Annotated in this window: 16 protein-coding genes; 10 read left to right on the forward strand and 6 right to left on the reverse strand. The window is 67.8% G+C overall.

Translation table 11 applies throughout. From position 1 onward, the window contains the following. The gene (locus AC3ERS_RS16810) at positions 1–1,794 is read right to left on the reverse strand and encodes an ABC transporter substrate-binding protein/permease (RefSeq protein WP_431968561.1); all 1,794 of its coding nucleotides are present in this window, start codon (positions 1,792–1,794) and stop codon (positions 1–3) included. Between the two features lie 427 nt (positions 1,795–2,221). Between AC3ERS_RS16810 and AC3ERS_RS16815 the strand changes: the two genes are divergently transcribed. Further along, complete coding sequence (locus AC3ERS_RS16815) at positions 2,222–3,484, forward strand: cytochrome P450 family protein (protein WP_431968454.1); 1,263 nt, start codon at positions 2,222–2,224, stop codon at positions 3,482–3,484. Between the two features lie 24 nt (positions 3,485–3,508). Here the strand turns inward: AC3ERS_RS16815 and AC3ERS_RS16820 are convergent, their stop codons facing one another. Next, entirely contained in the window at positions 3,509–4,303 is a 795-nt protein-coding gene (locus AC3ERS_RS16820) for an LLM class F420-dependent oxidoreductase (protein ID WP_431968456.1), read from the reverse strand. Positions 4,304–4,543: 240 nt separating this feature from the next. Here AC3ERS_RS16820 and AC3ERS_RS16825 point away from each other — a divergent pair, with 240 nt between their 5' ends. Beyond that, positions 4,544–5,638 carry an ABC transporter ATP-binding protein gene (locus tag AC3ERS_RS16825; protein ID WP_431968458.1) on the forward strand — a complete coding sequence of 365 codons (1,095 nt, stop codon included), beginning with the start codon at positions 4,544–4,546 and terminating at the stop codon, positions 5,636–5,638. A 130-nt stretch (positions 5,639–5,768) separates the two neighbouring features. Here the strand turns inward: AC3ERS_RS16825 and AC3ERS_RS16830 are convergent, their stop codons facing one another. Beyond that, complete coding sequence (locus AC3ERS_RS16830) at positions 5,769–6,284, reverse strand: winged helix-turn-helix transcriptional regulator (protein WP_431968460.1); 516 nt, start codon at positions 6,282–6,284, stop codon at positions 5,769–5,771. 98 nt (positions 6,285–6,382) lie between these two features. On the opposite strand from AC3ERS_RS16830, the gene AC3ERS_RS16835 reads away from it, so the two are divergent. Continuing rightward, positions 6,383–7,552, forward strand: coding sequence for a thiolase family protein (locus AC3ERS_RS16835; protein WP_431968462.1), 1,170 nt, complete (start codon positions 6,383–6,385; stop codon positions 7,550–7,552). A 175-nt stretch (positions 7,553–7,727) separates the two neighbouring features. Here AC3ERS_RS16835 and AC3ERS_RS16840 read toward each other — a convergent pair whose 3' ends face one another. Then, a complete protein-coding gene (locus AC3ERS_RS16840) occupies positions 7,728–8,036 on the reverse strand; it encodes a hypothetical protein (protein ID WP_431968464.1) in 309 nt (102 codons plus the stop codon). Positions 8,037–8,569: 533 nt separating this feature from the next. On the opposite strand from AC3ERS_RS16840, the gene AC3ERS_RS16845 reads away from it, so the two are divergent. Continuing rightward, positions 8,570–9,541 (forward strand): o-succinylbenzoate synthase, encoded by a 972-nt coding sequence (locus AC3ERS_RS16845; protein ID WP_431968466.1) that lies wholly within the window; start codon positions 8,570–8,572, stop codon positions 9,539–9,541. A gap of 159 nt (positions 9,542–9,700) precedes the next feature. On the opposite strand, the gene AC3ERS_RS16850 is transcribed toward AC3ERS_RS16845, so the two are convergent. Beyond that, on the reverse strand, positions 9,701–10,213 hold the full coding sequence (locus AC3ERS_RS16850; protein WP_431968468.1) for a TIGR04338 family metallohydrolase: 513 nt from the start codon (positions 10,211–10,213) through the stop codon (positions 9,701–9,703). 289 nt (positions 10,214–10,502) lie between these two features. Further along, on the reverse strand, positions 10,503–11,348 hold the full coding sequence (locus AC3ERS_RS16855) for a DUF2786 domain-containing protein (protein ID WP_431968470.1): 846 nt from the start codon (positions 11,346–11,348) through the stop codon (positions 10,503–10,505). 216 nt (positions 11,349–11,564) lie between these two features. On the opposite strand from AC3ERS_RS16855, the gene AC3ERS_RS16860 reads away from it, so the two are divergent. The 6 genes from AC3ERS_RS16860 to AC3ERS_RS16885 all read left to right on the forward strand — a co-directional run bounded on the left by AC3ERS_RS16860 (position 11,565) and on the right by AC3ERS_RS16885 (position 18,989). Next, positions 11,565–12,866, forward strand: a complete 1,302-nt coding sequence (locus AC3ERS_RS16860) for an ABC transporter substrate-binding protein (protein ID WP_431968472.1) — start codon at positions 11,565–11,567, stop codon at positions 12,864–12,866. Positions 12,867–12,990: 124 nt separating this feature from the next. Continuing rightward, the gene (locus AC3ERS_RS16865; protein ID WP_431968474.1) at positions 12,991–14,025 is read left to right on the forward strand and encodes a carbohydrate ABC transporter permease; all 1,035 of its coding nucleotides are present in this window, start codon (positions 12,991–12,993) and stop codon (positions 14,023–14,025) included. A gap of 47 nt (positions 14,026–14,072) precedes the next feature. Continuing rightward, positions 14,073–14,945 (forward strand): carbohydrate ABC transporter permease, encoded by an 873-nt coding sequence (locus AC3ERS_RS16870; RefSeq protein WP_431968563.1) that lies wholly within the window; start codon positions 14,073–14,075, stop codon positions 14,943–14,945. A 555-nt stretch (positions 14,946–15,500) separates the two neighbouring features. Further along, on the forward strand, positions 15,501–17,798 hold the full coding sequence (locus AC3ERS_RS16875) for a transglycosylase domain-containing protein (RefSeq protein WP_431968476.1): 2,298 nt from the start codon (positions 15,501–15,503) through the stop codon (positions 17,796–17,798). Positions 17,799–18,095: 297 nt separating this feature from the next. Continuing rightward, positions 18,096–18,554: a GyrI-like domain-containing protein gene (locus AC3ERS_RS16880; protein ID WP_431968478.1), complete on the forward strand. Its 459-nt coding sequence runs from the start codon at positions 18,096–18,098 to the stop codon at positions 18,552–18,554. 9 nt (positions 18,555–18,563) lie between these two features. Next, complete coding sequence (locus tag AC3ERS_RS16885) at positions 18,564–18,989, forward strand: GyrI-like domain-containing protein (RefSeq protein ID WP_431968480.1); 426 nt, start codon at positions 18,564–18,566, stop codon at positions 18,987–18,989. Positions 18,990–19,069: the final 80 nt, after the last annotated feature.

Here is a 19,069-nt window from a genome sequence, read left to right on the forward strand (position 1 = left end):
TCAGCGCCCTTCGGTGATGGTGGCCTGCTCGAGTTCGTCGATCGGCTGATCGGGCCGACCGGTGCGCATCCGGCGGTCGATGTAGTTGACCAGGTGGGTGAGCGGGATGGTCAGCACCAGGTACATCAGGCCCGCGGCGACCAGCGGCGAGAGATTTCCGGTCTGCGCGTTGAGATCTCGGCCCACCGCGAACAGTTCGCGCTGACTGGCGAGCAGACCGAGGAAGTAGATCAGCGAGGAATCCTTGATGAGCGCGATGAATTGGTTCATCAGCGCGGGGAGCACCCGGCGCACGCCCTGCGGGATCACCACCAGCGTCATGGCCCGCCGATAGCCGAAGCCGATGGCGCGCGCCGCCTCCAGCTGCCCGGCCTCCACGGATTGGATTCCGGAACGGAAGATTTCACCGATGTAGGCCGAGGCCAGCAGTGCCAGAGCGACCGCGCCGAGCCAGTACGGATTGTTGCCGGTGATGTTGCGCGCCACCGGCCCGACACCCAGACCGATGAGCAGGATGATCACGACGGCGGGCAGGCCGCGGAAGATATCGGTGTAAACCCGCGCGGGCCAGCGCAACCAGCGGGTGCGTGAGATTCCGGCGACCGCGAGCAGCATGCCGATCGCGGTGCCCAGCAGCCCCGAAACCAGCGCCAGGATCAGGGTGTTCGGCAGACCCGTCTTGATCAGATCGGGAAAAGCCTTGCGATACAGGGACCAATCGAAGAATGTGTCGCCCAGCTGTTGCAGGGTGGACTTCGGCGCGGTCTGCTCCTGGCCTTGGTCCGGTCCCTGTTCGGCGGCGATCGCGGCGAAATCGGGCAGCTGCGGAGTCGGTGCGGCCTTGGAACCCGGCTTCCAGCCCGGCGGCAACTGCCGCGGCACCCAGTCGCTGTAGAGGCGGGCGTAGGTGCCGTCCGCGATCACCGCGTCCAGGCCGCTGTTGAGCGCGTCGACGAGCGGCTTGTTGCTCTTGTTCACCGCCCACGCGGCGAAATTGTCCAGACTGAAAGCGTTCTGGACCACCGAGGTGCCGTCGCCCGGCTTGATCGCGCCCTCGGCCTGCGCCGAGGGGGCCACCCAGGCGTCGACCTGACCGGTCTTCAGATTGGCGTAGGCGGTGTTGTAGTCCGGGAACTTCACCGGGTCCAGGTGCAGGGTGTTCACCACGTAGTCGTCCTGCACCGTGCCCTGGACGACGGCGATCCGGGTACCTGGACCTAGATCGGCGAAGCTGCGGATCGGACTCCCGTTGGCCACCACGAGGGCGAAGTAGCCGAAGTCGTAGCCGTTGGTGAAGCCGACCAGTTCGCGGCGGGCGTCGGTGGTGGTGATGTTGGAGGAGCCGACATCGAAGCGCGCGCCCGCCACCTGCGCGAGCAGACCCGAGAACTCGGTGCCCGAGAACTGCACTCGCAGGCCGAGTTTCGCGGCCACCGCGCGCAGGAGCTCGTTGTCGAAGCCGGTGAAGGTCCCCGCGGAGTTCACGCAGATGCTCGGGGGCGCGTCGGAGAGGGTGCCGACGCTGAGCGTGCCGGGGGTGATCAGCCCGAGCCTGTTCGCGTCGATGGATTCCAGCGGGGCCGTGTTCGCGGTGGTGTAGCGGTCCGGTCCCGCGGTGGCGGAGGAGGCCAGATTCGTCGGCGCAGCGGACGCCGCGCTCAGCCCTGGGGGCGAGCAGAGGTCCCTGATATCGGAGGATTCGTCGCCGGAACCACAGCCTGCCGCCGTCAGACCGACGGCGATCAGTATCGAGGTGATCAGGGCACGACGCCACGCAGCGGGCAGACCAGCCATGGTCGAGAACCCTAGTGCGGACATACCGCAAATCCACAGTTACATGTGGCCGACGCGACGAGGGTCACTCGCCGCACAGCGGCGCGCCTGTGCGAGAATCGCTCGGAAATTTGCCCCGGGTACGCGGACATTCTGTCGCCGGCACGGCACGACCGGTCGGCGCGGCGTAGGTGATTACTCCCGCACGGGGCTTTTTCAAGGTTCACACCGATCGAAACTGCTCGACGTTCCACCGATGCAGCCGGCGGCCGACTTCGCCTCGGCACCACCACGATCGGACAGCGAGCGATCACCGCTGTTACCGCTTCTCGAGACTGCGTCGGGACTGAATCAGAACCGTTCGACCTCGAAAGGACACAGGGCTAGTGAACTACCTGGATTCATGTTCGGTTTCGGGCGGCTCCGCGTCGCGGACCGGGGGCGCCGCGTGACGACCGCCAACGAGATCATCGAGCTGACCGACGACGACTTCTACCGGGACCCGCACGCCGTCTACCGGAGTCTGCGCGAACGCGGACCGATCCACCGCGTCCGTCTGGACGGGGTGCTGAGCTGGCTGATCGTCGATCAGGACGTGGCCAAACAGGCCTTCATCGAGCCGAATATCAGCAAGCGCGTCACCTCGCCCGAGGGCCAGGCCGCCATGGCCAAGAACGGCGGAGCCGAGAAGTTCGCGGGCGCCGTCAACGACAACATGCTCTTCGCCGATCCGCCCCAGCACACCCGGCTACGCAGCCTGGTGGCCAAGGCGTTCGCCAGCCGCGCGGTTCGCGACCTCGGCCCCCGCATCACCGCGATTGCCGACTCGCTGCTCGACGAGTTGAGCGGCAAGGAATCCGCCGACCTGCTCGACGACTACGCGTTCCCGTTGCCGATCATGGTGATCTGCGAGCTGCTCGGCGTGGCCGACGACGACAAGGACGAGTTCCGCGCCTGGACCGAGGTCGTGGTCGACGAATCGGCCAGCGTCGAGGAACGGACCAGCGCCGGCATCAGCTTCTTCACCTACCTCACCGAACTGATCGCCGTACGCACCGACAATCCCCGCGAGGACCTGCTCTCGGCACTGATCGTCGCCAAGGACGACAACGACCGGCTCGACCAGCAGGAACTCATCTCGATGCTGTTCCTGCTGCTGGCCGCGGGGCACGAGACCACGGTCAACCTGATCGGCAACACGGTGCTCGAGCTGCTGCGCGATCCGGCCACGGCCGAGCGACTGCGCGCCGACCCGACCGGCGTCCCCGCCTACGTCGAGGAGATCCTGCGTTGCCAGGGTCCGGTGCATATGGCGACGGCCCGGTTCACCACCGCGCCGATCACGTTGGGCGGTCAGGAGATCGACGCGGGCGAGTTCGTCATGATCTCCCTGGCGGCGGCCAACCGCGATCCGCAGCGGTTCGCCGACCCGGACCGGGTCGACGCGATGCGCACCGACAACCGGCACATCGCCTTCGGCCACGGCATTCACTACTGTGTCGGCGCGGCCTTGGCCCGGATGGAGGCCACCATCGCGCTCACCCGGCTGCTCGATCGAATCCCGGCGATGTCGCTCGACGGCGACTTCGCCGAACTGAGCTGGCGCAGGAGCCTGCTCATTCGAGGTCTCGCCGAACTCCCGGTCCGCCTGTCGCTGCCCGTCGAGGGGGCAGCGGCCGTGGCCCGCGAGCGGCAGTATTCGACGGTCTGATCGCGGTAGAACCCGGAACCGGGCTCAGGCCAAGCCGGTGACCTGTTCCGGGTTCACCTCGTCGCGCCACCGGATGGCCTGCTCGAGCTGGCCGAAGTCGTAGTCGGGGCCGCTCACGCCGACGGTGAACAAGCCCACCCCTTGCTCGATGAACGCCGGCGCCTGCTCCGCTCCCGGCCACGGCACCGAGCGCTCGATACGGGACGGGTCGGAGCCGACGGCGGCGGCGTGCTCGGCGAGCACCTGGTTCTTGTGCCGCAGCGAGCCGAGGTCGGCGAAGCTGTGCCAGATGTCGGCGTATTCGGCGACCAGGCGCAGCGTCTTGCGCTCGCCACCGCCGCCGATCAGGATCGGGATGTCGCGGGTCGGCTGCGGATTCAGCTTCTTCAGCCGCGCGGTCAGCCTCGGCATGCTCTCCCCGAGCAGCTTCAATCGGCTTGCCGCCGTGCCGAATTCGTACCCGTACTCGTCGTAGTCGTGCTGGAACCAGCCCGCGCCGATGCCGAGGATCAACCTGCCGTCGCTGATGTGGTCGACGGTGCGCGCCATATCGGCGAGCAGTTCCGGGTTGCGGTACCCACCGCCGGTGACCAGCGCGCCGATCTCCACCCGCTCGGTCTGCTCGGCGAACGCGGCGAGCATGGTCCAGCACTCGAAGTGCGCGCCCACCGGATCGCCGCTGAGCGGATAGAAATGATCCCAGTTGAAGACGATGTCGACACCGGCGTCCTCGGCCCGCCGCACGGCATCGCGAATCAAGCCGTACTTGGGGGCGTGCTGCGGCTGCAGCTGGACTCCGATCCGAATCGGCCGACTCATCTCATGCCCTCCTCGTTCGCTCGCTGATCCCCGCGATCGAGGCTACCGGCGTCCGGCGGATCCGGCGTGGTGAAAACCGGCCCGCGCCTTCCTCGTGCTTTCGGCCGGCGCACGGACTCGGCTGCATGGGAATTTGTCGCCCGATACGATCGTCCGGACCGTCCGCGCGCCGCGTGCGACGGTGAGCCCTCTACTCGGATCGTCCGGCACGTTCCTGCCGGTGAAGGGATGTGATCTGCCGTGGCAACGGTGACCTTCGAGCGCGCCACCCGCCTGTATCCCGGCGCGACCAAACCCGCCGTCGACCAGCTGGATCTGGAGATCGCCGACGGCGAGTTCCTGGTTCTGGTCGGCCCGTCCGGTTGCGGGAAGTCCACCTCGCTGCGGATGCTGGCCGGGCTGGAGGAGGTGAACGGCGGGCGCATCCTGATCGGCGCGAACGACGTCACCCACGCGGAGCCGAAGGAACGCGACATCGCGATGGTGTTCCAGAACTACGCGCTCTACCCGCACATGACGGTGGCCGAGAACATGGGCTTCGCGCTCAAGCTGGCCAAGGTCGCCAAGGCGGAGAAGGACCAGCGCGTGCGGGAGGCCGCCAAGCTGCTCGACCTGGAGCCCTACCTGGACCGCAAGCCGAAGGCGCTGTCCGGCGGTCAGCGTCAGCGCGTGGCGATGGGCCGGGCGATCGTGCGTCAGCCGCAGGTGTTCCTGATGGACGAGCCGCTGTCGAACCTGGACGCCAAGCTGCGCGTGCAGACCCGCACCCAGATCGCCCAGCTACAGCGCAGGCTCGGCACCACGACGGTGTACGTCACCCACGATCAGGTCGAGGCCATGACCATGGGCGACCGCGTCGCCGTGCTCAAGGACGGCCTGCTCCAGCAGTGCGCGACCCCGCGCGACCTGTACCGCAACCCGGCCAACGCCTTCGTCGCCGGTTTCATGGGCTCGCCCGCCATGAACATGTTCACGCTGCCGGTGTCCGACGGCGCGGTGGCGCTCGGCGGGCACGCACTGCCGGTGCCGCGTTCGGTGTCCGACGCCGCCGAGGGCAAGGTCGTGGTCGGCATCCGCCCCGAACACTTCGAGCTCGGCGACGGACTGAGCAAGGACGGCATCGAGATGGAAGTGGACGTGGTGGAGGAACTCGGTTCCGACGCCTACATCTACGGCCGCACCGTCGCCGAGGGTCAGGTCGACGGTGCGGGGGAATCCATTGTGGCGCGGGCCGATTGGCGCAACCCGCCCGCGAAGGGCACCCGCCTGAAGCTGTCCACCACCCCTGAACACACGTACTTCTTCTCCGCCACGGACGGCCGTCGCCTCGACTGAGCCCCGGCGCGGGCCGCTAGCGATACCTCGCAAACTCTTCACACGCCTCGCAGCCAGTACAACTGCTGCGAGGCGTGTGGAAGCTCTGCGAGGTTCAATTCACGCACACGGCAGAGCGGTCGACCGGCCGCTACTCTGAGCGCTGCCGTCTTTGCTGCAGGTAGCTCTCGTTCACCCGAATCCCGAGTTCCTCCAACTCGATCTCCTTGCCCGTCGCGCTCCGCACCTCGACACGTACCGGAGCCCCCGTCGCCTCCTCGACCAGCAACAACGGGGCCGGGCCCGGCTGTAGGTACGCATCCCCCCACTGCATCAAGGCCAGCACGGCCGGGAGCAGGTCGCGGCCCATCCGGGTGAGGACGTATTCGTGCCGCGTGCGTTTGCCTTCTTCCTGATAAGGCTCTTTTGCCAGCAGGCCGGCCTCGGTCAACTTGCGGAGCTGGGCCGCCGCGGCCGCATCCGTGATACCGACCCGGCTGGCGAAACCGTCGAAGCGGCGGGTGCCGTAGTAGGCCTCGCGCAGGATCAGGACGGCCGAGCGCGTGCCGACGAGTTCCATCGCCTTGGCGATGGAACAGTCGACGGCCTGCCACGAACTGAGATCGGCCAAGGGTCCTTCCATCACGGCTGCCATGACGCACATCATATCCGCGACTGACTTGAGTCAGCTATACCCAGGCGTTAATCTGACTATAAGCCAATAGAGCCAGGGTGCAGAAGCCCCGGTCAGAGGAAGGATCCGCCATGAGAGACGCGGTGATCGTCGAAGCGGTGCGCACGCCGATCGGCAAGGGCAAGCCGAACGGAGCGCTGCACAACGTCCACGCGGTCGACCTGCTGGCACACAGCCTGCGCGAGGTAGTCGAGCGCAGCGGCATCGATCCGGCGCGGATCGACGATGTGATCGGCGGCGTGGTCACGCAGGTCGGCGAGCAGGGCGCCAATGTGACGCGGCGAGCGGCGCTGGCCGCGGGCTACCCCGAATCGGTGCCCGCGACGACGGTGGACCGGCAGTGCGGCAGCAGTCAGCAGGCCATCCACTTCGCCGCCCAGGGCGTGATCGCGGGCGCGTACGACATCGTGGTCGCCGCGGGCGTCGAGTCGATGGGCCGAATCCCGATGGGCGCCAACCTCGTCGGCTCCGAGGACCTCTCCGGTGTCGCGTTCGCCGAACGGTACCCGGAAGGTCTGGTACCGCAGGGCATCAGCGCCGAACTGATCGCAGCGAAGTGGGGCCTCACGCGCACCCAGCTCGACGAGTTCGCGTTGACCAGCCACGAAAAGGCAGCGCAGGCAACGAAGAACGGCCTCTTCGCCGCCGAGCTCGCCCCGATCAACGGGCTGATCAGCGACGAGGGCATCCGCGTCGGCAGCACCCTCGACACCCTCGCCGGACTGCGGCCCGCCTACTACGACCCGGCGATGGGCGAGCGCTTCCCGCAGATCGGCTGGCAGATCACCGCCGCCAGCGCGAGCCAGGTCAGCGACGGCAGCGCCGCGGTGCTGATCATGACCAGCGAACGCGCCGCACAGCTCGGCCTGCGCCCGCTCGCCCGGCTGCACAGCTTCGCCGTCGCGGGCGACGACCCGCTCATGATGCTCACCGCGGTGATTCCGGCGACCCGAAAGGTGTTGCAGCGAGCCGGTCTTCAACTCTCCGATATCGACCTCGTCGAGATCAACGAGGCGTTCTCGCCGGTGGTGCTTGCCTGGGCTCAGGACACCGGCGCCGATATGTCGAAGGTGAACGTCAACGGCGGGGCGATCGCGATCGGTCACCCGCTCGGCGCGTCCGGCGCCCGCCTGATGACCACACTGGTGCACGCCATGCGGGACCGCGGCGCCCGCTACGGACTGCAAACCATGTGCGAGGCAGGCGGACTCGCCAACGCAACCATCCTCGAGCGGTTGTGAATCACCGGGCGCCCGGTACCCGCCGGGCGCCCGTTTTCCTCTCGGATCGAGTAGATCCCGCACCAGCTCGAATCGAACTCGGCACCGGCTCAGATCGAATCCAGCACCAGCGCGAACGGAACCTAGCACCAGCTCAGATCCCCAGCACCAGCTCGAAACGAAACACAGCACCAGCTCAGAGCGAACCCAGCACCAGCGCGACGAGGCATCCCAGCAACCACGACTCGATGATCAACGGGACCGCCACCAGTGGCGTCCATCCAATTGCCCTGCGCATACGCAACTTCGACACCACCAGTACGGCTGCCACTACAACCGCCGCGGCGATTCCCGTCCATGCGAGGCCGTAGGCGACCGGCAGATACCTGCTGCCACGCTGTCCGTCGGCTACGAGGAACTCGTACAGGGGGACGAGAATCACTGCTGACCAACCGATCCCGAGGGCGACGAAGGTGGCGAGACCGGCCCGCGTCAAGTCTGCCAATCGCCTCGACAACGCCGACCCCATACGTCCAGGGTGCCCGTCTGTCGACCACGCGACCACATGCGGCCGATCGCCACACTCCGAACTCGGCCAGCACGTGCGCGTCGGCGGCGTCGCTTTTCGCTCTCGAAACGGTCGGGCAGCGCCCGTCATCGATGGCGATTCGAACCGCGTTCCGGTCCGGTTCCACTTCGGCCTCAACAGCCCCCGGGGACCCCCATCGCATACAACACACTCGGCGGCAGACAGCCCGGATCGCACCGCCAGCTGCGGCAGCCAACGCGCCAGCGCGGGCTGTGGCGGCAGCAACGCAGCGACTTCGTCTACGCCGAGCCAGCGCACCCGCATGCACGGATTTTCGCCACGATACGAACGGCGCGAACATCCGAAGCCCCATCGCCAACGCGATGGAACTCGTAGGCCGTCCTGATCCTTGCGCGAGGCCTGCTACGACACCCACCGCTTCGACGGTTTCGCAAGCCGGGCCGATATGCCGCTACTCGTATCGGCCTCGGCCCGTAGGCTGACCAACGATGACCGCCGATACGTTCCCCGAGCCCGTCGTCTACGCGATTCCGCTGCGCACGCGGTTTCGCGGGATCACCGTGCGGGAGGGGATGTTGATTCCGGGGCCGCTGGGGTGGGGTGAGTTCTGTCCGTTCCCCGAGTACGACGATCGGGAGGCGGCCGGATGGCTGGCGACGGCGGTCGAGCAGCTGACGACCGGGTGGCCGGAGCCGGTGCGGGAGCGTATTCCGATCAATTGCACGGTGCCCGCCGTCGATCCGGAGCGGGCGCACCGGATCGTCAGCGCGTCGGGCTGCCGCACGGCGAAGGTGAAGGTCGCCGACCATCCCGATTCCCTCGGCGAGGACCTGGCGCGGGTCGAGGCGGTCCGCGACGCGCTCGGGCCGGACGGCGGGATTCGGGTGGATGCCAATGCGGTGTGGGATGTGGACACCGCGGTCGCCCATATCATTCGGATCGACCGCGCCGCAGGTGGTTTGGAATACGTCGAGCAGCCGTGCCGGACCGTCGAGGAACTCGCCGAGGTGCGCAGGAAGGTCGACGTGCGCATCGCCGCCGACGAATCCATCCGGCGTGCGGAGGACCCGCTGCGGGTGGCCGTGGCAGGGGCGGCCGATGTCGCCGTGCTCAAATGCACTCCCCTGGGCGGAGTTCGACGCGCGCTGGAGGTTGCTGCGGCGGCCGGACTGCCCTGCGTGGTCTCCTCCGCACTGGAGACCAGCGTCGGCCTCGGCGCGCAGCTGGCGCTGGCCGGCGCGCTCCCGGAACTCGACTTCGCCTGCGGACTCGGCACGACCTCCCTGTTCGAGGGCGACGTGGTGGCCGAATCCCTGCGCCCGGTGGACGGTTTCCTCCCTGTGCCGCGCACACCCCTCACGCCGGACTCTGCACTCATCGACCGCTACCGCCACCCAGACCCCGACCGCGTCGCCTGGTGGCACGCCCGCTACCAGCGCGTACGCGCCCTGCTCGCCTAGAGGGAAACCCGGGCTATTTCCCGAAACCGGCTCCGCGCCAACCTCCGCCGCCATTTCTCTATCGACCGTAGTCAAATGGTTATGACGGGCGAGAAATGGCGGTTCCGGAGACCCGCAAAGCAACCATTTCTGTCCCGCCGATTGCCTACGCGCTTCGGCCTAGCCGAAACGGACGCCGCAGCTGAGCATTGTCGTTCGCAGCACTAGGGCGGCTTCGGGGCCGACGACTCCGTCCACCAATTCCAGGTAGCGGGTGCAGAATTCGGGTCCGTGGGGCGCGACTTCGCCGGGTGCGGGTTCCAAGTGGTGGGCCAGTTCGTGCAAGACGACCAGTTCGCGCAGAGCCCACGCGGTGCCGCCGGTGTGCAGCGGCACCGCGAGGACTGCGTCGGCCGCTTCGTAGTGGGCGGCGGTCGCTCCGGCACGCGACCGCACCCGAACCGGCACCTCGGCTCTATCCCATTGGGCCCGAACCCAATTGAGGGCGAGCACCTTCTCAGCATAGGTCTGGACGGACGCCACCGAGGCGAAACGGCGTTCGACGGGCAAGGTGATGTGCGAGCCGTACAGCTCGACGGTGCGATTGCCGTACTCGTCGGCGCGATCGAACATGCCACGGACCAGCTGTTCGGCGTCGTACACCTTGGCGCGCTGGGTATCTCGTTCACTCATCGCGGCACGCTCCCGGTCGCCCAGCCGTGAAGCGGCAATATCCGCAAACTCGAGATCGCCGACCGAGGGAAATGCTGCCATCCGACCGCGCCCGAGATCAGCCGCGGGCAGCCCCTCCGACATCGAGATCCCGAGCCTACCGAGTGCTGGAACAGCCACCGGCGCCGTCCATCCTCATTGCGCCGAAGCAGGCTCGAAACAAGCGCCCCGAGGCCCACCCCGCGCCACCGCGAGCCGAAATGCTCCCGGCACTGAGCACTCCGTCGGCGAGGCAGCCATACGAAAGCACTCACTCGCCCGCGCCGGAGGTCAGCTGCCCACGCGCCCCGCCCAGTTCGGGCGACGTGCCCAGCCGCGCCGCCTGACCCGCCCGATCACCCGCGCGACGGGCCCCGGCCGAGTGCCCGGCGGAGGCCTGCGGCCCGCGCCAAGTCCCGCGGGCCTCCGAGGTGCGGCTGTAGAAGTCGGTGAGTTCCAGTTCCTTGTCGCGCAGCGCGAGCGCCGTCCCGGCCGCCGCCGTCTCCGGCGCCACCGCCTCGGCCTCGACCTCCGACTTCACCTCGGCGAGCCGCCGCCCGATGCGTGCGGCGAAGGCCATCTGGAAGTTCAGCCGGGCCGTCACGGGGGCGGCGGGCGCCTGCACCCGGCGTCGCACGGTGCGTCCCCAGCGCTTCTCGCTGACGATCTTCTCGACGGTCGCCGTGCGGTACTGCCCCGATTTGATGTAGTGGTCGGACGCGCGCACCATCTGCACGAGCAGGCTGGCGTAGAGCGCCTCGCAGGTGTCGATGTCGGTGTCGAAGCCGTAGGCGTAGACCTGGGTGGAGGTGCGGGCAACATCGCAGCGCACATCATTGGCTTGCGCGATCGCGACGAACAGCTGCACGTAGGTGCGCAGTCCCTTCTTGCCCGGCTCGCCGATCGGAACGACCCGCTGCACCGGCGTCGGCCTGCGTTCCCGCCCCGCGACGTGCGCCCGCGCCACCGCGAGATCGATCGAGGATCGGGTCGCCAACCGCTGCGCCGCGGCGAGGAAGGCCTCCGCCTCGTGCTCGTTGTCGGTCGCTTCGGCCTTGCGCAGCAGACCGCCGATGCGTGTGAGCATCCGATCGGGAACCGCGTTGGGCGAAGTCATCGGCAGCCAGGGTAACGGGACGCCGCGTCACAGGTCGTCGTGCGCTCGGACGGGCGGCGGCGCATGCTCCGGTCGAGGCTCCCCGCGACCGGCGACATCCACCCGACCTGGCCTTCTGTACCGCTCTTCGGGCGTGGCGGATGAACACCATGTATCTTCCGTTGTGCAACCGGCAGGGTGTGCTGCTGCTCACGTCGTACCCATGGAGTGTTCGCAATGGCTTTGAAGAAGGTGTCGTCCCTACGTTCGTCGCTCGTATCGCGGGCCGCGCTGGCGGCTGCCTCGGTCGCGCTGTTGACGGCGACCTTCACCAGTGCGTGCTCCAGCGACAACGGCGGCAGCCCGACCGGCCAGAACCTGACCGGCCGCGGCCCGATCACCTACGTCGAGGGCAAGGACACCACCGAGACCGGTGTGGTCAAGCAGCTCATCGAGCGCTGGAACGCCTCGCACCCCGACGAGCAGGTGACGTTCAAGGAGCAGTCGAACGACGCCTCGCAGCAGTACGACGACCTCGTCGAGCACATGCGCTCCAAGCAGTCCACCTACGACGTGGTCGCGCTCGACGTGCCGTGGACCGCCGAGTTCGCCGCCAAGGGCTGGATCCAGCCGCTGAAGGACTCCTTCGCGATCGACACCTCGACGCTGCTCTCCCCGCCGGTCGCCAGCGCCACCTACAACAACACGCTCTACGCCGCGCCGCGCAACACCAACGGCGGGCTGCTGTTCTACCGCAAGGACCTGGTCTCGAACCCGCCGAAGACCTGGGGCGAGATGCTCGGCCAGTGCCAGGTCGCGCGTGACAACAACATCGGCTGCTACGCCGGGCAGTTCGCGCCCTACGAAGGTCTCACGGTGAACACTTCCGAGGTGATCAACGGCTTCGGCGGCACCTTCGTCGGCGCCGACGGCAAGACCCCGACCGTGGACAGCCCACAGGCCCGCGCCGGTCTCAACACCCTGGTCACCGCGTACAACAACGGCGACATCCCCAAAGAGGCCATCACCTTCAAGGAGCCGGAATCGGCGAACGCCTTCACCCAGGGCAAGCTGATGTTCCTGCGCGCCTGGCCCTCCACCTTCGGTGACGCGGGCGCCGAATCCTCGCAGGTGAAGGACAAGTTCGCGGTCGCGCCGCTGCCCGGCGAGAACGGCGTCGGCGCCTCGACCCTCGGCGGCTACAACGCGGCCATCAGCGCCTTCTCCAAGAACAAGGCCACCGCGCTCGACTTCCTGCGCTTCCTGATCAGCGAGGACGCCCAGCACATCATCGCCTCCGGCGCCCTGCCCTCGGTGCGCGCCTCGCTGTACGACGACCCGGCGCTGATCGCCAAGATGCCGTACCTGCCCGCCCTCAAGGAATCGATCGCCAGCGCGGTGCCGCGCCCGGTGACCCCCTTCTACCCGGCGGTGTCGAAGGCCATCCAGGACAACGCCTATGCTGCCCTGACCGGAAACAAGTCCGTCGACGACGCGATAGTCGGGATGCAGAAAGGCATCGAGACCGCGGGTTCGTGAACGAGCGTCAGCGAATGAGCCATGAACACAGCGCGCTACCGTGCACGACGAGCCGAGCGTCAGCGAGGCGGAGTCGCGCGCGGTCGCGTAGCGGACCCGACCAACCCGTAGGAGAGAGATAACGGTGTCGGATCCTTCGGGAGCGGCCACACGCCTGCCGAGCGACGAATTCCTTCCGCGCAAACGCGGTTTCGGCGCGAGCCTGGCCTTCGAGCTGCGCCGCTCCGGCAAGGCCTGGGTCTTCGTGGCGCCGGTGCTGATCGCGCTGGCGGTCGTCATCGGCTACCCGGTGGTCCGCGCGCTGTACATGTCCTTCCAGAAGGACCCCGGGCTCGACCCGAGCACGGGCATGTTCGTGGAGGGCGGCAGCGCCGGATTCTCGAACTACACGCACTGGCTGCTGCAACAGTGCAGCCTGCCGACCGGCGAGACCATCGCCTGCCCCACCGGCAATCTGGGCTCGCAGTTCTGGATGGCCGTCGGCGTCACGCTGTTCTTCACCGTGATCACGGTGGCGCTGGAGGCCACCATCGGCCTCGCCATGGCGATCGTCATGGGCAAGAGCTTCAAGGGCCGGGCGCTGCTGCGCGCGGCGGTGCTCATTCCGTGGGCCATCCCGACCGCCGTCACGGCGCGGTTGTGGGAGTTCATGTTCCAGTACGACGGCGTGGTGAACCGGGTGCTCGGCACGCACATTCTCTGGACCTCTGATCCGTGGGCCGCGCGGTTCGCGGTGATCGCCGCCGACGTGTGGAAGACGACGCCGTTCATGGCGCTGCTCCTGCTCGCCGGATTGCAGGTGATCCCCAACGACGTGTACGAGGCCGCCAAGGTGGACGGCGCCTCGGCCTGGCAGCGGTTCACCCAGATCACCCTGCCGCTGCTCAAGCCCGCGCTGCTGGTGGCGATCCTGTTCCGCACCATGGACGCACTGCGCATGTACGACCTGCCCGCCATCATGACGCTGAACAACCCGTCGACCCGCACGGTGTCGATCCTGGTGGTCGACCAGGTGCGCCAGGGACCGAACAGCGCCGCTGCCCTGTCGACCATCACCTTCCTGCTGATCTTCGCCGTGGCCTTCATCTTGGTGAAGATCCTCGGCGCCAACGCCGTCCGCACCCAGGAAGCGCAGCGCGAAGGGACGGTGCGAGCATGACCACGAGCAATCAGGTGCGCACCGAGCAAGACAGTGGAGGCGCACCGATGGTGACGAAGGAACCGGCCACCGATCGGGCGGTGCCGTGGACCAAGCGGTTCGGATCGGTGCGCATCTACCTCGGCGTGCTCATCGTGCTGGTCTGGGGCCTCGGCCCGTTCTACTGGATGGCCGTCACCGCGTTCCGCGATCCGGACTACACCTTCGACAACACGCCGTGGCCGACGCACGTCACGCTGGAGAACTTCCGCGACGCGTTCGACACCAGCCGCGGCAACGACTTCGGCAAGGCGCTGCTGAACAGCGTCGTCATCGGTGCGTGCACCACGGTGCTCGCGCTGGTCATCGGGATCTTCGCCGCGTACGCGCTGGCCAGGCTGACCTTCCGCGGCAAGTACGTGGTGGCCGGACTGATCCTGAGCGCGTCGATGTTCCCGGTGGTCGTGCTGGTGACGCCGCTGTTCCAGCTGTTCACCAACCTCGGCTGGATCGGCCAATACCAGGCGATGATCATCCCGAACATCTCGTTCGTGCTGCCGATGACCGTCTACATCCTCGCCTCGTTCTTCACCGAACTGCCGTGGGAGCTGGAAGAGGCGGCCCGCATCGACGGCGCGAGCAAGATGCAGGCGTTCCGGCTGGTGATGCTGCCGCTGGCCGCGCCCGCCGTCTTCACCACCGCGATCCTGGCCTTCATCGCCGCGGTGAACGAATACCTGCTGGCCCGCCTGCTCTCCAGCGACGCGACCGAGCCCGTGACCGTCGCGATCGCCCGGTTCTCCGGCAACAACCCGCTCGTCCAGCCGTACGCCGCGATCATGGCGGCGGGCACGATCGTCACGATCCCGCTGGTGATCATGGTGCTGCTGTTCCAGCGCCGCATCATCTCCGGTCTGACCGCGGGCGGCGTCAAGAGCTGAGTTGTCGGCGCGCTGGCGCGCGCGGGTTCGCGGCCCTTGTTGTCTCGCTTCCCAGCGATCGAGACTCGCGACTGCGTCGCATGCGCTTCGATCGCTGGGAAGCGAGACGGCCGCGAACGGTCGCTCGTCGGGCTCGCTCCGTGATGGGCGGGTGGGGCTGGGATGTTCCGTGGAATCACGGCCTTTGCGTCTGGTTTTCTGGCGGTCGGGACTCGCTTCAGCGGCGCATGCGCTGGGTATGGAGCGCTGGTGCGGAGGTTTCCGCACCGCGTCCAGCTTGCCCACCGACTGAGCTCGCGCCCGCGATTTACATGCTGAGATTTCGGCGTAATAGCGAAGACAGGTTCGCTTTGCCTCGCCGACGGTCGCGCCGGGCTCGCTCGGTGGGCGGGTGGGGTTGGGGTTGGGGACGTACTCGGGTTACTTTGCCTAAGAAGCGGGTTGGTGTGGACTGTGTGCCGCCTCGGCCGGGGTGGGCGGAGTAGAGTCCGGTCGTAGCTCGTTTCGGCGATCGTTGTCAGTGCAGGTGGGTTCGACCGACAACTCCGGGAGGAGATGATCGTGAGCTCGTTCGGCAAGCGAGGTGGGAAACGCGATGCCGGGGGCAAGCAATCGTCGCCGCAGCACGCCTCCATCGCGGGTTTCCGGGAGCGGGACACACCGCACAGCCGTGAACGGAAAGCGCAGGCGCTCAGGGGATCCCGGCCCGGCGGCACCGCGGAGGCGACGAAACCCGAGCGGCCGCAGCGCAGTCGCGCCGAACGGCTTCGTCGGCTCGTGCTCGCGCTGTTCATCCTGTTCGTCGCGGTGCCCTCGCTGCTGTTCGTGCTGGTCTACTGGAGCGCCGAGATCCCCGACCCGGCGGCGGTGCAGACCAATCAGATCGCCACCGTCCTCGCCGCGGACGGCAGCACGGTGATCGCGAAGGTGGTTCCGCCGGAAGGCAATCGGACTCCCGTGTCGCTCTCCGAGGTGCCCGAACCGGTGCGCAACGCGGTGCTCTCCGCCGAAGACCGCGATTTCTACACCAACCCCGGCTATTCCACATCCGGCTTCCTGCGCGCGGGCCGGGACAACCTGATGGGCAAGGACGACGCGGGCGGCGGCTCGACCATCACCCAGCAGTATGTGAAGAACGCCTTCCTCGGCTCGGAACGCACTCTGACCCGCAAGATGCGCGAGCTGATCATCGCGGCCAAGATGGCCAGGCAGTGGAGCAAGGACGACATCCTCGCCGCCTATCTCAACACCATCTACTACGGGCGCGGCTCCTACGGCATCGCCGCGGCGTCCAAGGCGTACTTCGACAAGCCGCCCGCGCAGCTGACGCTCGCCGAGGGCGCGGTGCTGGCGGCCGTCATCCGCACACCGTCGATCCTCGACCCCGAAACACACCTGCCGGAATTGAAGGCGCGCTGGCGGTATGTGCTCGACGGCATGGTCGAGATGGACGTGCTGGCGCCGGGCGACCGAGACGCCACCGTTTTCCCGCGGATCCTGCCGATCACCGACATTCCCGACCGCGACGCCTCCCGCGGTCCCGAGGGCCTGATCCGCACCCAGGTGCTGCGTGAGCTGCGCGCCTCCGGCATCAGCGAACGCGAAATCAACACCGGCGCACTGCAAATCACCACCACTATCGACGTCGGAGCCCAGCAGGCGGCGCTCACCGCGGTGCACGATCGGCTCGGGCCCCAGCCCGCGCACCTGCGCGCCGCGGTGGTGTCGATCGATCCGCGCTCCGGCGCGGTGCGCGCCTACTACGGCGGCGAGGACGGCATCGGCTACGACTTCGCGCAGGCGCCGTTGCAGACCGGGTCGGCGTTCAAGGTGTTCGCGGTGATCGCCGCACAGCAGCAGAGCATCCCGCTGACGCGCATGCTGGACAGTTCGCCGGTCACCGATCGCGGCACCAGGATCACCAACGTGGACGGCGAATCCTGCGGCAAATGCAGCATGGCCGAAGCGCTGAAGCGCTCGCTGAACACCAGCTTCTACCGGCTGACCATGTCGATGTTCGAAGGACCGCAGGCGATCGCGGATGCCGCGCACCAGGCGGGCATCCCGGAGGAGATCCCCGGCGTGGCGGGCAAGACGCTCGCCGAGGACGGCGGCCCGCCGCTCAACGGCATCGTGCTCGGCCAATATCTGGTGCGCCCGATCGACATGGCCTCGGCGTACGCCACCGTCGCGGCCTCCGGCATGTACCACCGGCCGCACTTCGTGCAGCGCGTGGTGACCGGCGACGGACGGGTGCTGCTCGATCGCGGCGCACCCGAACAGCAGGCCGGCGACCAGCTGCCGCCCGGCGAGCAGCGCATCAAGCCCGCTTTCGCGGAGAACACCGTCACCGCGATGATGCCGATCGCCGCCTACTCCAACGGGCACGCGCTGGCGGGCAACCGGCCGTCGGCCGCCAAGACCGGCACGACCCAATTGGGCCAGTCCGACCAGAACAAGGACGCCTGGATGATCGGCTTCACGCCGTCGCTGTCCACCGCGGTGTGGATCGGCAGCGAGCAGTCGCAGCCGATCCACACCGCGGCGGGCGCGGACATCTACGGTTCGGGCCTGCCCGCCGACATCTGGAAGCAGATGATGGACGACGCGCTGGCGGGCACGCCCATCGAGCAGTTCCCCACCGGACCCGTGGGCGGACCGGCGGTCGGCGGCCCCGCGGGCAGCACTCCGCCGAAGCCCCCGAACAATCCCTACGACATCTTGAATCCGAACCCGAATCCGTCGCGTGCGCCGCAGCAACAACCGGAGCCCTCGATCATCATTCCGCCTGCGCCGCCGCAGCCGACGCAGGTCGAGATCTTCCCCGGATTGAACGTTCCGGTGCCCGGCTGACGTGCGGGCGGTCAGATAACTGTGGCCCACACCATCTTGAATCGATCTTGTGACCTAGCGAGCCTCCGGGGAACGCATGACATGGCAGCATCGTTTTGCCAGAGTGAGAGCGCGGCCCAGCGGCGCCGAGGTGAACCAGGGGCGACGGCCGTCCCCCGGTGACGATGCGGAAGGATAAGCGCTCGAGCGACGACGGCAGCGGCGCGAGCGACCGGCCGACAGGCGGTAGCGTGCGGACCACAGAGGGGCCCGGAAGCGCCGCCAATTGAAAACAGACTAGACATAGGGGCTACGCCGGTGGATTTCAATGTCGTTGACCGTCCCGAGGTGCTGGTGGCGGGCACGGTGCTTCGCAGCCCAGCGCTAGCGGTCGAGGGGCCGCGCCGCGCGAAGGTGGAGGAAGCGTGGAAGCGCATCCTCTCGCGCCGTCTACCTGGCCCGCCGACCACCGCCTATGTCGATCATGCGCCGGAGATCAACTCCTATCTGACCCACATCGTCGGCTACCGCTGTAAGAGCATCGATGACTTGCTGCCCGGCGACGTGCTGGCCAGGGTGCCCGGTGGCCGGTTCGCCCGATTCATCGCCAGCGGCGACGATCTCGGCGATACGATCGTCAGCATTTGGCGGGCGGTGTGGGATGCCGAGGCGGCGGGCCGGTTCGTGCGTTCCTATACCGGCGACTGGGAGCACTATCCCGACGACCGCACCGCCGAGGTCTTCGTGGCGCTGGCCGACGAACCGAGCGACGGGTAGGACACAACAGTGGATTTCGAGATCGTCACCCTGGACGGCAGCCTGGTCGCCGGACTGACCATTCCGCTGGCCGGCCGCGAAGTGACCGCGCGCGACCTCGATCTGGTGAACTTCACCTGGGATCGCTACCTCGCCAGGGAAAAGAGCGTGCCGCGCGTCGCGGCGTACATCGGCCAGAACGACCATGCCGTCGCCGTCCTCGGCTACGAGGTGGGTTCGCTGGACGACCTGGACCAGGGCGACGTGGTGACCCGCATCCCGCAGGGCCGCTACGCGAAGTTCGTCGTCTCCGACAAGCCCTACGATCTGCTGCGCACGGCGTGGGCGCAGGTCGCCAAGGCCGAGAGCGCGGGCATCATCACCCGCTCGCACACCGCGGAGATCGAGCGCTACACCGGCCCGACCTCCGTCGAGGTCTACGTTTCACTGGACTGAACCGGCTCCGAGCCGACGCGGCGTGTCCGCGGCAAAAAACGCAAAGCCGGTCGGAGAGTGGCTCTCCGACCGGCTTCCCT

Source organism: Nocardia sp. bgisy134 (genome assembly GCF_057708325.1).

Excerpts from the sequence above, each read along its gene's own strand:
- AC3ERS_RS16810 (WP_431968561.1), bottom strand. The coding sequence starts at position 1,794 with ATGGCTGGTCTGCCCGCTGCGTGGCGTCGTGCCCTGATCACCTCGATA.
- AC3ERS_RS16820 (WP_431968456.1), bottom strand. The coding sequence starts at position 4,303 with ATGAGTCGGCCGATTCGGATCGGAGTCCAGCTGCAGCCGCAGCACGCC.
- AC3ERS_RS16830 (WP_431968460.1), bottom strand. The coding sequence starts at position 6,284 with ATGATGTGCGTCATGGCAGCCGTGATGGAAGGACCCTTGGCCGATCTC.
- AC3ERS_RS16835 (WP_431968462.1), top strand. The coding sequence starts at position 6,383 with ATGAGAGACGCGGTGATCGTCGAAGCGGTGCGCACGCCGATCGGCAAG.
- AC3ERS_RS16845 (WP_431968466.1), top strand. The coding sequence starts at position 8,570 with ATGACCGCCGATACGTTCCCCGAGCCCGTCGTCTACGCGATTCCGCTG.
- AC3ERS_RS16850 (WP_431968468.1), bottom strand. The coding sequence starts at position 10,213 with ATGAGTGAACGAGATACCCAGCGCGCCAAGGTGTACGACGCCGAACAG.
- AC3ERS_RS16855 (WP_431968470.1), bottom strand. The coding sequence starts at position 11,348 with ATGACTTCGCCCAACGCGGTTCCCGATCGGATGCTCACACGCATCGGC.
- AC3ERS_RS16860 (WP_431968472.1), top strand. The coding sequence starts at position 11,565 with ATGGCTTTGAAGAAGGTGTCGTCCCTACGTTCGTCGCTCGTATCGCGG.
- AC3ERS_RS16870 (WP_431968563.1), top strand. The coding sequence starts at position 14,073 with ATGGTGACGAAGGAACCGGCCACCGATCGGGCGGTGCCGTGGACCAAG.
- AC3ERS_RS16875 (WP_431968476.1), top strand. The coding sequence starts at position 15,501 with ATGATCGTGAGCTCGTTCGGCAAGCGAGGTGGGAAACGCGATGCCGGG.